This window comes from Adlercreutzia sp. ZJ141 (genome assembly GCF_011038965.1).
In the GTDB taxonomy this organism is placed as follows: domain Bacteria; phylum Actinomycetota; class Coriobacteriia; order Coriobacteriales; family Eggerthellaceae; genus ZJ141.
In genome coordinates this window covers 51,865-65,977 of sequence record NZ_JAAKEB010000013.1, presented here as the reverse complement: position 1 = coordinate 65,977, position 14,113 = coordinate 51,865, and the positions used below count along the sequence as shown (strand labels likewise).

Below are 14,113 nucleotides of genomic sequence, written 5' to 3'. Positions count from 1 at the left end.
ACTACGTGAGCACCGTCGGGCTGAACGAGGCCACGATAAAGAAGTACATAAAAGATCAGGAGGACGGCGGCGGGTTCGACCGGTAAGGTGCGAACGCAGCCCCTTTAGGGGCGGCCGGCAAGAGTGCGCTGGGCCATCGCGGCTTGCCGCCGCCGGCATTCGCGACCCTTACAGGGTCGCCCAATCAAGCCACCGGCTATGCCGGTGGTCATGACTAATTCAACCTACCGCCGTCCAATAATTCAAGCGATATCCGTAGGGGCGCTAATGTTAGCATTTTTCCTGTAAGTCTATCGATTACGGTTGCGGTAGTCTTCCATGGCGACAATAAGCTCCCCTCGTGTGCTCACTCCAGCCTTCAGGTATACCTTCGATAAATGTGACTTGACGGTGCTTTGAGAGATGTGTAGCTTCTCGGAAATTAAGACCGTAGTGTATCCTCTGATTAACAATGAGAATATTTCGGTCTCTCGAGTAGTCAGTCCAACTTCGTTGGCGAATTCCAAAGGAATAGCATCAGCCACTGAGTCGTCATCGGAAAGCTCTCCGTCATTAGACCCGACAGGCGACAGCAGGCTCTCCAGATCTTTCGGTGTGAACGCGACGAACAATAATAGTATCGTTAGCAAATCAATACCTAACAATACATAGAGCATGTACGGCGATTGATCCAGCTGCATGAAGCTGATAAAAAGACGACCACAGAAGCTACCCAGACTATGGAAACCCCCGATAAGAGCATAGATTTGGGAGACAGAAGAGCCTTCTAGCTTGCGGTACACGATGGCGGAAAGCGAGAAAACAACGGCGTCTAGCAGGTTTCGCAACGATCCGCATACCCATGAAACCATAGGTGCTTGAGGTGCCAGAAAAGGAAGCAAAACGAAGAAGGAGACGAGCGTCGCTACGGCGAAGTAGAAACCCTTGGAGACAAGCCGACTGTTTCTCCCCTGATGCATGGCTATGGTCAACGCTGCTGTCGCGCATAGTGCCAACGTCCCGAAATGTATGAGCGAATAGGATGTGACCGCATTTCCCTGGTCAGCGTAGGCAAGTGGCGCACTTTTCGTCAGCTCGGTGACAAAGAAGATAACAAAACACACCAAAGCAAGTTTGTAGACGCTACTCTTGCGTACGCCGGCAGCTACCCACTGGGCATGCGGGCTTGATAATACGCCGAATGAGGTATGCAAGGGAGTGTTTTCTCGCTTGTTGAGATCACCCCTATAATCAATTGCTCTTTCGTTGCGAACGGCTCCCAAAAGAAGCATTGCAGCACAGGAGACGACAACCATGCTTATGGTGGCAAGTATGGTTGGCAGTGGAAGAATCACAAAATAGACCAGCGTACCTACTACTTTCGAAAGGCACGCATATAAGACAATTTCGCTCAATGATAGACGAGCATAAATCCGAGCGCATCCAATAAAACCCCATACAACACTTACACCTCCACATAGGGCGCCCACTACCAAGAACTCGGTGCCCAGCATACCCTCGTCAACGCAGTTGCTGATAACGGTACCAACTGACAACAACACTGCAAATCCAATATAAGAGTTCCGCGCGAGAAAAGAAGGATCGACAAAGCGATGCAGGAAGGCGGCAAGAAATGCAGACGATACCGTGACCAAGGTGAGCATAAACAACAAAGCACTGTGATTTACGGCCGTCAAAGGAGAGGTGGCGTCCACAAGAGAAAACGATCCAGACACAACATCGAGCCATCCATAGAGCAGTCCGAGGGACAGATAGCCCATCATGGGCCAACGGTCGAGCAGTGCGCTTAAACCGCGTTTTCGAGAGTCCACGTGCACCCCATTCGTAAACCATCTTCTTTTGCCTGGCAGTAATACTGCGAGCAAAGCAAGCTAATCAGATCTTTTGACGGAATCCCCTTCCGAGTATATTGTAGCGCCTTTCTTTTGCTCATCTTTCTCTCTTTCAGCCATGTTAACCAGTGTATTCCCTTATAAATGAGGGTCTAGTCCTTTTAGTTTAGGCTTACCGGTAAATTGGACCGAAAGGTAGCGTTTCGAATCGTGTATTAGCGCATAAGGTTTTCGAGTGGTCAGCGTTGTGACAAGTCTCCGTAAGGGTTTGCCACAAAAGAACGCGCTTACTTCAGCGAGAGAAAGGGATCTTATGAGCAAGATGAACAAAGTGCAGTGCTCGCGTCGAGACTTTCTGGCGGGATCGGCAACTTTGGCAGGAGCTGCCGCATTGTCTTGTATGGCGGGATGTTCACCTCAAAATGACACCGCCGAAGAAACCAAGGAGGATTCCACTGCATCGGTGCAGCAGTCGAGTTACAAAGATAAACCTGCCGAGATAACAGACTCCGAAATCGTGGAGACGCTCGAAGCTGATGTGGTTGTATGCGGAGCCGGTAACGCAGGCGCCGCTGCTGTGGCTACCGCCGTTGAAGAAGGGATGTCGGTCATCCTGCTACAGAAAGTGGAGTGCGTATTTACCCATGGGTCTGGATTTGCAGCTGTTGGCTCTTCTTTGCAGAAGGAGCAGAGTATCGATGTGAACGGCTGGGAAATTGTTGGAGACATACAGCGCAATGGTGGGAACAACCTTGGAAGTTGGGAGGTACTCGGAAATTGGGTGAACTATAGCGGTGAAATGGCCGATTGGATTATAAACAAATACAAAGACACTGAACTGGGGCCTTTCATGGTGGAAAGTCCCGTGGAGCCTGACAACGAGTGGCATCGGACATATCCCGTTGCTCACTTACCACGCGGTGAGCGAGGTATTGGTGGCAGCCGCATGGCGGCTATTGCCACGGCTCTTGTGGAAGATGCCGCAGCGGAAGGTCAGGTGGAGGTGCGTTATAATACGCCAGCCAAGCAGCTTCGCCAAGATGAAACTGGTCGAGTGACTGGTGTTGTTGCTCAAAATGAAAACGGTGAGTACATTTTATGCAATGCTACCAAAGGTGTGATTCTGGCTACTGGCGGCTATGAAGGTAACGAAGAGATGCGCCATGATCTGATGCCTCAGACCATTGGTCTTGGTATTGGGTACTCACGTCCAGATGTCACTACAGGTGACGGTATTCTAATGGGCCTGTGGGCGGGCGGCCAGATTCAACGTGCACCGCATTGCTCAAATATTCATTACGATCCTGGTGTTGCTGTGCCGACGTTGAAAGGGACTCCGGTTCCGTGGCTCCGCGTGAACAAGAACGGAGAGCGTTTCTCCAATGAAGATGTAAACTACGACGAGGTGTGGGCTCAAGACGTACGTCAACCAGGTTGCATGCACTATCAGATCTTCGATGACAACTACTTGAATGACATGCCAGACATGGGAACGACAGGTATGACCCAGAACAGCGACTGGTCCGAGCTGATTCCCAAAGCATTAGAGGAAGGCAATATTCTTAAGGCGGATACGCTTGAGGAACTAGCGCAGTTGATCGAAGTTCCTGCAGATACATTTAAGGCGACGGTCGAGCGCTATAATCAGCTTGCTGAAGGTGGTTACGACTACGAGCCAGATTTCGGTAAACTTGGCAGTAAGGTGAAAAAGATCGCGAAAGCACCATTTTATGCCATAGCACGTCAGGCCACCTGTCTGACCACTCTCAGTGGCCTTGAGGTAAACGCAGACATGCAGGTGCTCGATGATAGCTTCCAACCAATCGAAGGGCTTTGGGCTGCCGGTAACTGCTCAGGGAACTTCTACGGAGGTTTGGTTCAGAGAATGGTTACTCCCTGCATGAGCGTGAGTCGTGCACTTTTGACTGGGCGCATTGCTGCTTGGAGGATTGCAGGAAAGATGGAGTAAACAAACGTATTGTTCATTGAAAGCGAACGTGGGGTCCCTGTCTGGGATCTCGCGTTTGCGTTTCAGGTTTCGGACTGTTCTTTTCATCAGAGTGCACGTGCATTGAGCGACACTATGAACACCTTGTCTTGCCGATGGTTAGGGGTTAAGGCTCGGAAGTCTCCAAAAATGTCAGGTTAAGGCTCTGAAGTACGTGAAGTAGTGTTCGCTCAAGTTTGACAGTTGTAAGGGGCTCTATTCGCTAATGACCAGCGGATATGGCCCCTATTGTTGTAAGATTTCATTGTAGTGATATTTGGCATGTGGCAAAACAGCACAGGTGATTTTGGGAAGCATCGAAGAGGTGTCTGAAAAGACGGAAGTACGTCGCTGCTGCTGCTAGTCAAACATGCAAGGAAACCCGCGAAATACGCGATCGTACAAAGCTAATCGTTTCTTCGGGAAGTTTTTCTACGAAATGTACGATTAGGTGAGGGAAGAATGGACACTGTTCTTTCTTCATTGAAGGAGCTACTACGTTTTCTCTGTTCAGAGACAACCCCTGTTTTCTCCAAAACTGTGGTGTGTACAGGGTGGGCTTTATCGGCTGCGTTACACCATGCATTTCGTAGAAAAAGTGGCGAACGCTTTGGCTAACTTTGCAAAATCATGTACATCGTGAAAAAACGTCCACCTTTTGACTCTTTGTGTCATCTGTTTCCCTTGCTTGCCTGCGCAGAATGCACAGCGTGTGCCATGAGACGATCCTTGACAGACTCTCATCACCTACAAAAACTGGTGAAGTCTAAGTTGTTTGAAGGTTATTCCGTTTTGATCTGATGACTTTCTGAATAGCTTCACAAAATATAGAATTTCACATTAGATCGCATTGTTCATAACTCCTATGCCATTCACATCGAGAACGACGAATCAATGCGCAAGCGTATGAGCAATATAGGCTAACTGCAAGCCAGGTTAACGGAACCACAGGTGTGGGTGTGGTCATGAGATCCCGCCCGCACTGATTTTTCGCGCAAGCGCGCACCGACGCGCCGTGGAACACCACACCGGAAAAACGTAATACGCAGGAAAACGAAAGAGGATCCAGTTAGCGGCATTGAACCTGGGTGAATGTGATCACTAAAGAGTTCGCCATTATGGGCTTTGTGGTTAAGGAGTATCATAGACAGACTGGCAAAGTCCGAACGTGGGCGGCGCTTCGAAAGGAGCGGTGCCTTATGGGTGTAATCCATGAAGCCCTGAACGTGTTGGCGATGGTTTCGACCGTTGCCCTCTTCATACTTGAGATATGGAGAACATGGAAGGAGCATAAACGAGAAGACGACGAAGGGAACAAAGAGTAAGGGTCAGTTAGCGGCTGACCCTTAATCAAAACAACCTGCGCCGCCCGACCTAGCTAAGGGCCTCGGGCTTTGCCGGTGTCTGCAGTATACCATGATGGTAACTGAGGAGAAAGCGCTGAGTAGCATGGTTGATAAGACATCCATCCCCACGTAGGTGTTATACTCATTCGTCGGGAAGCCCCTTTCTCTTTGTGGCTCTGGCGCCAGGTTTTATCAATCCCTGTATGCTAACCCACGTTGCCTAAGGGCATGGTCTTCGGGACCGTATGGATTACGAGATCAGGGGCTTCTCCTGGACATTTCCCTTGCTCGTCTGCGTAGAATGCACAGCGTGTGTCATGAGACGATCCTTGACAGACTCTCATCACTCACAGAAACTGGCGAAGTCTCTTTTTTCTCGCTCTTCCGTTATGCGAACAGGCTTGCGTATCACGTTACGTAAGGGTTTACCATCCGTTGTGGTTGCAACCGAGCGTATATGAAAGCAGGTACCGAAGATATGAGCACCGGATATGCGGGCAACACCGTAAGCACCGGCTACACGGCCAAGCAGCTTGCCAACATGGCGGGCGTGAGCGTGAGAACGCTGCATTACTACGAGCAGCTCGGACTTCTGAGTCCCGTGCGCGATGCGAACAATTGGCGTCGCTACGGAGCAGAAGACGTCGCCGCTCTGCGTGTGATCAGGACGCTTCGTTCGTGTGGACTTCCCTTGGGGGATCTTAAAGAACTGATGGAGGAGCCCGACCTCGATGTGCTTAAGGTACTCTCACTTCACCGAAGGAGCCTGCTCGCGCAACAGGATCGTCTTAACACGTTCCTGCGCACAACTGACATTCTGATAGAGAAATGGAAGGACGTTAAGGACATGACAGATGAAGAGGCTTTTGAGACTTTGAAACAAAGCTCGGTCGAGCACTTTGAGGAAGCGTATGGAAAGGAAGCTCGGAAGCGCTACGGAGACGAAGTGATTGACCAGACGAATGCGCGCATGTCGTCCATGAGTCGGGAGGAATGGGATACCAAAGAGTACCTGGAGCGCGCTATCAAGGATAAGTTGCGGGAGATGTTGCTGTCAGATGAGGTAAGCGATGCGGACGCAAGTGAGCTGGCCGAGATGCACGCGCGATGGATACGCGCCCATTGGGGCGATGATGCCTACAGCCCTCAGGCGCACGTTGCGCTTGCGAAAGGCTACCTGCAAGATGAACGCTTCGTGACCTATTACGATTCGGCCTGCGGTGACGGAGCCACGGCGCTTCTCGCTGAAATCATCGAGCGTGTGATCTGAACTTCTGAATACCGGGTGGTGAGATTCCTTTCCCAACACAACAATCGTTGACCAGCTGCTCGACCAATGGCGTTACAGTTAGATTTAGCTGTAACGCCATTCAAAACAGAACGAATGGCATGTACAGGGATTATGTCTTCGCAATAGGATAGAATCAAGAGAGCCGCAAACGCATTTTTTGCAGCTACGCATCATCTTGTCCTACCCCTTGCTTCACCCCTTGCTCTGCCACTGACTCTGTCTTTTGTTCTGTTTCGTGCTCGCAACGAATACGCGCAAGGAGTTCTGATGAAAATGCAGCCCCCTTCCTTCGTTAATCGCCTAACCCGCGCCGCACTTGCTGTTCTGCTTGCCGTTGTATTTGTGCCTGTGATGCCAGGTGTTGCTTGCGCCGAGCCTTCCGTCGCCGCCGCAGCTGACAACAGCGCGGCAATCGATCGCTTCTTACGTGTGTTCAACGAGGTTGACGCCGAGATGCGCCAGAAATACAACGCGACGGGAAACGTAGACGACCTCCTGACCAATCGCGCGAACAACGGATTCGGCGCGACAAACGGCATTGCGTCGCTGTCGGAGGAAGCAATTCCCAAAGCGTACGATTTGCGCGATCCCAAAATCGACAAGGTAACTCCGGTCAAGTTTCAGAACCCTTGGGCCACCTGCTGGAGCTTCGGTGCAATGGCTGCATCGGAGACGAGTATCTTAAGCGAGCTGGGTTGGTCGGCTTCCCAAGGGCTTGACCTGTCAGAGCTTCACCTCGCGTGGCTCGCCTACACACCCCTTTCTCAGGAAGCTATTACTGCTTCAGGTTCTGCCAACTACCAAAGCCAGCTGGGGGAGGGTTATTACACGGTAGATGCCGCTGGTAACCACAAAACTGACCCAGATATCGTCCTTGAACAGGGTGGCTCGCCTCCCACTATCACGTCGGTGCTGTCGTCAGGAATAGGTCCTGTTCCCGAGAAGGAGGTGCCCTACCGCAGCACGGAAGGGGAAACCGTCAACGACAGCGAAGGTAATCCGGTTTACTACAGCCCTAAAGGCGACTGGTCGGTTGACGAAAAAAGGCGCTTTATGTCTTCCATACAGCTTGAGGATGCCAACCTGCTGCCCTCCCCTGCCGACATTGATAGTCAGGGTGGCTACCACTTCAATCAGCCTGGCGTTGACGCCATCAAAAGCGAATTGCTCAAGGGGCGTGCGGTGAGTATTAACTTCTGCGCTGACCAATATATGCCGGGCATGTCGCCTGAGGACAACAAGTATCTCAACACTAAAACGTGGGCTCACTACACCTATGAGGTTGTCCCGATAACTCACGCCGTCACCATCGTAGGGTGGAACGACGAATACTCGAAGGACAACTTTTTAACATCGGAGCAAGTGTCAGGTGCCACGCCGCCGCCTTGTGACGGAGCCTGGATTGTCAAGAATAGCTGGGGGTCGGAATCGGGAACGTTCCCCAACAAGTTCAACTGGGGCGATGATGGCTACTTCTACCTGTCCTATTTCGATCAGAGCATTAACAACGTCGAATCATTCGATTACGACACCACCACCATGGGGGACAAGGGAAAGTACCGCATTATCGACCAGTATGACTTCATGCCTTCAACCAGTCCGATGACGCTGCCGAACCCACTACCGGCGAGCATGGCTAACGTTTTTACGGCGGATGAGCGTCAGGAAGTCACCTCGGTGTCGTTCGAAACCTCCTGCCCTAACACGACGGTAACCTACCAGATGTATCTCTTGGACAAAGATGCGACAGGTCCCAAGGACGGTACGCTTGTAGCAACTGACACGTTGACGTATGAGTATGGTGGCTACCACCTGGTACATCTTCCGCAGAGCGTGATTGTGGAGAAAGGGCATAGGTACTCGGTTGTGGTAACAGAGAAAGCTGCCGTGCCCGGTTTAGACGGAGAATTCTATCTTGTCCAGCTTGACAAAGGCATCAACAGGCTCGGCTGGGAGAGGTTGATCGAGGATGATCCCGACCTGAAAGGAGTTCTTACAAAGTATTCGTGTGGTATTGTCAACCCCGGAGAAAGTTATTCGATTACAACTGAGGATAGCGGGGAGTTAACAGAGGATCTATTCGACATTGTGGCAGAGCTGAAGGCGTCCAATCCTGGTGACGAAGACGATATTCCCTCCGACAGCTTTGACTATGATAACTTCCCTATCAAGGCCTACGCAAATCCAGTGCCCGAGCCGGCATACGTTGAAAAGCCTGTTTCAGCCCCCTTTGTTGATGGCAACAAGACTGTTATCGTAAGCGCAATCGGTGAGTTTCCGGAGTGGGCCGATGTGGAGCTGGTGTTAACTGCGGTGGATGAGAAGACCACAAGCGCTCTTGCGGAGTTGGGCGGGGAAAAGCAGCGAATCCTTGCGGTCGATGTGGCCTTACGTGACAAGAATACCAAGTACCCTATTGATTTCAAGGGGTCATTGGCGCTCACGTTCGACGTTGGTACGAGTTATGAGGGATGGATGGTGAACGTGGCGCATCTGCCTGCCGGCGCTCAAGAAGAGGTGTTTAAGGGTCTCGTCGTCACGAATGGCAAGGTAGCGGTGAATGTTACCACGCTCTCGCCGTTCGGTGTGTTTGGTGAAGCTCCTTCTCCTGCACCTGCTCCTGTTCCGGCGGGAGGTGCGACGAAAAAGCCGCTGGTTGCCACGGGCGACTCGCTGGGGGTGTCTGCGGCAACTGCAACAGGCATAGCCGCGATAGCCGCATGCGCCGGTGCGGTTGCCGTCGTGCGCATGCGTCGTCGCAGCAGGTAGTGCTCCTATCCTTCCAGTTCGCTATCGAGCGCACGGCGGTGCTTGATGGCATCGTGGATTGTGTAAGCGAGAACTACAAAGCTGATAGCAAAGCTCATGATAAAGAATACGGCCCCTATAGCGATGTCTCCGAACCATGTAACCTGATTAATGCCAACAATCTGAATCTCTGCGACGATACGCATGCCGCAGGTGAGGGCTCCTATCACAGCACCGCAAAATGCAGAGCATATTACAACGTAATCCCAGGGAATAGCATCCACTTCCGCAAAACGCTTGTAGCTGGACACCGCACCCGATTTAAGTTGAATCCACAGGGAAACAATTCCCGCAATGAGGATCGTGATCGTAAGAGGAACCTGCACGGGGACAAGGCTTGCGCCCAAGTCGGTCATGATGGGATGCTGCGTGGTGGAAGCCACTTGGTTGAGCATGATGGCGTAATAAAGACATAAAACCGAACCGATAAGCAAGATGTACATGCTTATCCTCATGGCCTTGTTCTCTTCGGCTTCAAGCCTTTCGTCCTTTGGCCCCATAATATCGTTCCATTTACGCGTGCAAAGCATAGTTTCATCTCCTATTCCCAAAAGAGATCATTGAGTGTTTTGTCCAGTGTTTTACAGATGGCAGTACACAGCTTGAGGCTTGGGTTGTAGCGCCCAGCCTCTATGAGACCGATGGTCTGGCGAGTTGCCCCTACGGCATCGGCTAACTGCTGCTGTGAAAGCCCCGCCTCGGTACGTGCGGATCGTAAGCGTTCGTTTTTTGCGTCATCCACGGCATCACCCCTCTCAACATGCAATATATATGTGACATGACAAATATATATTGCATGTGGGGGCTTGTCAATAGAATTCCCTTTACATCGCAGTATTCTCCTAGCATGCGAAAGCTCCCGCAGCTTTTAGCGAACGGACAATGGGCACGAAACTATAGGTACGGGGCAATGCATACGGACAATGGGCACAGGACAACAAGGACAGTTATTTTCTTTTGCCCCTCTCCATTCATTTTGGGACAATAGGTTCGTGTACTCACTGTCGCGTAGCGTCGCATGACGAGAAAAGGAAGTTTCAATGATAAGAATACCGACTGAGCGCATAGATCGCTTCATCGAGGAAGACATACCCTACATCGACCTGACAAGCATGGTTCTGGGAATAGGTGATTGTTCAGGTCGTATGGAATACTTCACGCGTGAGGATTGCGTGCTGGCTGGTGCGAGCGTTGTGAGACAGATCATGGAGCGTATCGGATGTCGTGTGGTCGAAGGACGCGATGACGGCGCGAAGCTGAAAAGCGGCGAGGTTTTCTTGGTAGTTGAGGGGTCAGCTGCCGATCTTCATGCTGCTTGGAAGGTATGCCTCAACGTTTTCGATCATCTGTCGGCCATCGCAACGATGACAAGAAAGATGGTTGATGCAGCTCATAGGGCAAACCCGCACTGCGAAATACTCACGACTCGTAAGAGCATGCCGGGCGTGAAGGATCTCATGACCGAGGCAGTTATGATAGGTGGCGCTTATCCGCATCGCTTAGGACTGTCTGAAACGGTTTTGGTGTTTGAGCAGCATCTCGCGTTCCTGGGGGGTTTCGATGCGTTCATCGAAAGAATGCCTGAGTTCAGAGCGCGCTGCATAGAAAAGAAGTTGTTTGTCGAATCCGGGGTAGACCATGCCTTAGATTTAGCAAAAGCGGGCGTCGATGGTATCCAGTTAGACAAAATACCTGCCGAAGAGTTGAAAGACGTTGTCGAGCAAATTCGGGCCGTGAACAGCCATATCACGCTTATCGCGGCGGGTGGTATCGGTCTCAAGAATGTCGAAGAGTATGCAGGCACCGGAGTAGATGGTCTGGCAACCACAGCACCTTTCGCAGCTAAACCAATGGACATGAGTGCTCGCATGGTCCCTTCTCTATAGGACGGGTGCCCACGTGTCAGAGGGTCACACTTTTGCGGCGCCACAATGCCTGTAACGCTTACGCGGATCGAAGTTTCACGACAACAGTGAGGTTGTTCCCTTCGAGACGCGCTTCTACGAAACCTCCCATGTTTGAACAAAGGCTCGCAACAATTGCCAAACCTAAGCCCGATCCGCCGCCGCCGCGTGCGCCGTCGGCGCGATAGAACCGCTCGAACAGCCGATCTGTCTCAATTGAATTGGGGTCCGTTACTTCATTGGAAACCGAAATAACAACCAACATGTCGCCTTCCTCGGGCACAATTTCCTGCGTGATAGCTGGGGCAGATGCACCATACCGTAGGGAGTTCGACAGTAAGTTCGAGAACACGCGAGCAAGCGATTCTTCATCACCCAGAATCGTTACGTCCTCATCTTCGAAGTGGATGCGAGCTTCCCAACCGCGTGCGGCAAACTGAGGATACGCGCCTGCCAGAACTTCGGCAAGAACAGGAAGGACCTCGACCGGCCCCAACTCCAAAGGCCGGTCAGTGTCGACCGCTTTCGAATACTCGAATAGCTTATCGGTGAGCTCGCGCATGGCCGCAAGACGCGAAGCCGCCTCGCGCAAGCAGCGGGCCTGTTCTTCGGGGTCAGAGCTTCGTTCATAAAGTTGAAGATACCCCTGCGCACCCGTAAGGGGGGTGCGGATGTCGTGGGAGAGAGCGGCAAGGTCGCGCCGAAACGTTTCTTGTTGCTCGTCCATGGCGGAGCGCTCATCGCGCAGCTTGTCCATTTCGCTGTTCACGGCAGCAGCCACCGACGAGATGCCCGGCGTGGAGAGTCCTACTGTTGCCCGCTCGTTGGAACTGCGATCGCTACGGCGCAGGAAGTACGCAATGTGCTTGAGCTCTCGCTCGTAGAGTGCGACGGTGACTGCCGTCGCAGCAATCACCACAACAAGCACCGCTATTGCCAGCACCCCGTCCATGGACTCTCCTTCCAGTACACCTTATCCCAGACTCCTGCGCCGCATGACGAGAGCGGTAAGAATTCCAACGACGAGCAGCGTCACCACCGCTTGCACGTACGTCATCGGGTCACATACGATTCCTTGGGTCAGCACATCTAAATCAGCAGCAAGGTACCCGTCAAGGCAGTCGCGTATGAAAACGGGCAGACCAGGCACATTGGCTAGGATCATTTGCAGGACTGCTTCAATCACACCTCCGCCAAAAATCACCCCACCAATGCACGCAACCGTCTCAGAACCCGTGGCGATACCGAGAAAAACAGCTATGGACGCATAGGCAGATATACAGAGCACCACCTGGATAAACCATTGAATAGCCTCGCCAACTTCGGGGGGCGTCAGCGGAATGTCTTGCAGAAACAGCGCGAGCGCCACAACAGCCGTTCCCGCCGCAACGACGATCGTGGTAAGGACAACTGCACTTATCATCGCCGCACAAACATAGGATAACCTGCCACCTTTTGCTTGAACGAGATTCTTCACGAAATCGAAGTTGAAATCGTATGCCACAAGGCACCCCACCATCAAGCAGATAACGGAAGAAAGGAATGAGCCTCCAACAAGGGAAAATCCGTACAGCTGGAGCGCCGGCGCGGGCCCATCGGGAAGTTCAACAATCCCCGTGGCGGCAAAGGTGGGCCACACTTCGTTGAGCCACAGCATAAAGGGGGTAAACAAAGCACAGAGAAGGATGACTACTATGAAGGCAGCGAAGATGCGTAACTTCACGATACGATAGAGAAGCGATCTAACCATGCTAAGCATCCTGACCACCCTCTTTCCCAGCGAACCCGCGCGGCCTGTTGGCATTCGTTGCCTGAGACCAAGCGGCGCTGTCGCAACCAAGCATAGCCAGGTCGGCACCCATCAACCCCACAAATAGTTCTTCGATGTCACGTTCGTGAACGAACAGCTCCGTGACGGGAATTCCCGCCTCTGACAACGCGCGCCCCGCATCCTCAGCTGATACTTCGCCTTCCGCGCGGATCGCATCGTCTTCCATCACGGAAAAGCGCGCTGTCGGGAACGCTTCCTGAAGCTTTGCGAGAGCAAGCTGGGGCGTTGCCGCGCGAATAGATAAGTAGTCGGCACATTCGGCATCGACCTCCGCCGCGCTCATTTCGCGTACAAGATGCCCGTCGCGGATTACTCCGTAGCGGGTAACCATGCGTTCAAGCTGGTCAAGTACGTGAGAACTGACGAACACCGTAAGGGAGCGAGCCCGCGCAAGGTTCACGATGGTTGTGCGCACCTCGCGCACCGCCTGTGGGTCTAGCCCATTGAACGGCTCGTCGAGCAGCAGTACGTCGGGTGACCCCACCAACGCAAGCGCGAGCCCGAGGCGCTGCTTCATGCCCAGCGAGTAAGTTTTGACGAGCTTCTTTGCAACCGGTGCCAGGCCTACGATCTCAAGTGCGTCCATGCTCGCTACCCTCGCCTGGGGAACACCAAGCGCAAGGGCGCGCACCATAACGTTGTCAAGAGCGGACAGCCCCGGATGAACACCCGGGTTCTCAATGAGCGCGCCGAGTCGGCGACTCGTGCTCCCAGGCGCCTGCCGCTCCCCCAGAATCTCGATCTCGCCCGCCGTGGGCAACACCAGCCCTGCGAGCATCTTCATGACGGTCGATTTGCCAGCACCGTTACGCCCGACAAATCCATAGATTTCGCCTGCGCCCACATGCAAGCTCACGTTGTCAACAGCACGCTTGGCGCCGTACGTCTTCGTCAGGTCAGACGTTCTTATTGCGTCCATTCCTTCTCCTTTCGAACCATCGTTCCTCTCGATGATTCGAGTATGGACGGCAAAGGTTTACGAACCTTCCGTGAAGTTATAAGAAAGTTACAAGATTCGGCATGCTTTTTGGATGGCCTATGACAAAGCGCGCCAAAGGAGCGCGCTGTTGAAGACAACCTTTTGGCTGTTTGTCTTTCGAGCTGGGCGAACGCC

The 14,113-nt window shown here is 52.5% G+C and carries 11 protein-coding genes; 5 read left to right on the top strand and 6 right to left on the bottom strand.

Annotated features, from left to right (window positions below; genetic code table 11):
- Positions 1-290 precede the first annotated feature (290 nt).
- Positions 291-1,763, bottom strand: a complete 1,473-nt coding sequence (locus G7Y44_RS07585; protein WP_165248785.1) for a helix-turn-helix domain-containing protein — start codon at positions 1,761-1,763, stop codon at positions 291-293.
- Between the two features lie 382 nt (positions 1,764-2,145).
- Between G7Y44_RS07585 and G7Y44_RS07580 the strand changes: the two genes are divergently transcribed.
- The 4 genes from G7Y44_RS07580 (at position 2,146) to G7Y44_RS07565 (ending at position 9,225) form a co-directional block, all read left to right on the top strand.
- A complete protein-coding gene (locus G7Y44_RS07580; protein WP_165248783.1) occupies positions 2,146-3,801 on the top strand; it encodes an FAD-dependent oxidoreductase in 1,656 nt (551 codons plus the stop codon).
- Positions 3,802-4,937: 1,136 nt separating this feature from the next.
- A complete protein-coding gene (locus tag G7Y44_RS07575) occupies positions 4,938-5,144 on the top strand; it encodes a hypothetical protein (protein ID WP_165248781.1) in 207 nt (68 codons plus the stop codon).
- Positions 5,145-5,643: 499 nt separating this feature from the next.
- Complete coding sequence (locus tag G7Y44_RS07570; RefSeq protein ID WP_165248779.1) at positions 5,644-6,435, top strand: MerR family transcriptional regulator; 792 nt, start codon at positions 5,644-5,646, stop codon at positions 6,433-6,435.
- Positions 6,436-6,723: 288 nt separating this feature from the next.
- Positions 6,724-9,225 (top strand): lectin like domain-containing protein, encoded by a 2,502-nt coding sequence (locus G7Y44_RS07565; RefSeq protein WP_165248777.1) that lies wholly within the window; start codon positions 6,724-6,726, stop codon positions 9,223-9,225.
- 5 nt (positions 9,226-9,230) lie between these two features.
- Here the strand turns inward: G7Y44_RS07565 and G7Y44_RS07560 are convergent, their stop codons facing one another.
- Positions 9,231-9,764 (bottom strand): hypothetical protein, encoded by a 534-nt coding sequence (locus tag G7Y44_RS07560; protein WP_165248775.1) that lies wholly within the window; start codon positions 9,762-9,764, stop codon positions 9,231-9,233.
- A 41-nt stretch (positions 9,765-9,805) separates the two neighbouring features.
- Positions 9,806-10,006: a helix-turn-helix transcriptional regulator gene (locus G7Y44_RS07555; protein ID WP_165248773.1), complete on the bottom strand. Its 201-nt coding sequence runs from the start codon at positions 10,004-10,006 to the stop codon at positions 9,806-9,808.
- A gap of 298 nt (positions 10,007-10,304) precedes the next feature.
- Here G7Y44_RS07555 and modD point away from each other — a divergent pair, with 298 nt between their 5' ends.
- Complete coding sequence (modD, locus tag G7Y44_RS07550) at positions 10,305-11,150, top strand: ModD protein (protein ID WP_165248772.1); 846 nt, start codon at positions 10,305-10,307, stop codon at positions 11,148-11,150.
- A gap of 58 nt (positions 11,151-11,208) precedes the next feature.
- Here modD and G7Y44_RS07545 read toward each other — a convergent pair whose 3' ends face one another.
- Genes G7Y44_RS07545 through G7Y44_RS07535 form a run of 3 tightly spaced genes read right to left on the bottom strand, consistent with a single transcriptional unit; the run spans position 11,209 to position 13,918 of the window.
- The gene (locus G7Y44_RS07545) at positions 11,209-12,120 is read right to left on the bottom strand and encodes a sensor histidine kinase (RefSeq protein ID WP_241159223.1); all 912 of its coding nucleotides are present in this window, start codon (positions 12,118-12,120) and stop codon (positions 11,209-11,211) included.
- A gap of 21 nt (positions 12,121-12,141) precedes the next feature.
- The gene (locus G7Y44_RS07540) at positions 12,142-12,927 is read right to left on the bottom strand and encodes a hypothetical protein (RefSeq protein ID WP_165248770.1); all 786 of its coding nucleotides are present in this window, start codon (positions 12,925-12,927) and stop codon (positions 12,142-12,144) included.
- Positions 12,920-13,918, bottom strand: a complete 999-nt coding sequence (locus G7Y44_RS07535) for an ABC transporter ATP-binding protein (protein ID WP_165248768.1) — start codon at positions 13,916-13,918, stop codon at positions 12,920-12,922. The genes G7Y44_RS07540 and G7Y44_RS07535 overlap by 8 nt, the downstream gene beginning before the upstream one ends.
- Positions 13,919-14,113 lie beyond the last annotated feature (195 nt).

Coding starts and splice junctions, on each gene's coding strand:
- G7Y44_RS07575 (WP_165248781.1), top strand. CDS start 4,938: ATGGGCTTTGTGGTTAAGGAGTATCATAGACAGACTGGCAAAGTCCGA.
- G7Y44_RS07560 (WP_165248775.1), bottom strand. CDS start 9,764: ATGGGGCCAAAGGACGAAAGGCTTGAAGCCGAAGAGAACAAGGCCATG.
- modD (WP_165248772.1), top strand. CDS start 10,305: ATGATAAGAATACCGACTGAGCGCATAGATCGCTTCATCGAGGAAGAC.
- G7Y44_RS07535 (WP_165248768.1), bottom strand. CDS start 13,918: ATGGACGCAATAAGAACGTCTGACCTGACGAAGACGTACGGCGCCAAG.
- G7Y44_RS07545 (WP_241159223.1), bottom strand. CDS start 12,120: ATGGACGGGGTGCTGGCAATAGCGGTGCTTGTTGTGGTGATTGCTGCG.
- G7Y44_RS07565 (WP_165248777.1), top strand. CDS start 6,724: ATGAAAATGCAGCCCCCTTCCTTCGTTAATCGCCTAACCCGCGCCGCA.
- G7Y44_RS07580 (WP_165248783.1), top strand. CDS start 2,146: ATGAGCAAGATGAACAAAGTGCAGTGCTCGCGTCGAGACTTTCTGGCG.
- G7Y44_RS07540 (WP_165248770.1), bottom strand. CDS start 12,927: ATGCTTAGCATGGTTAGATCGCTTCTCTATCGTATCGTGAAGTTACGC.
- G7Y44_RS07570 (WP_165248779.1), top strand. CDS start 5,644: ATGAGCACCGGATATGCGGGCAACACCGTAAGCACCGGCTACACGGCC.
- G7Y44_RS07585 (WP_165248785.1), bottom strand. CDS start 1,763: ATGATGGGCTATCTGTCCCTCGGACTGCTCTATGGATGGCTCGATGTT.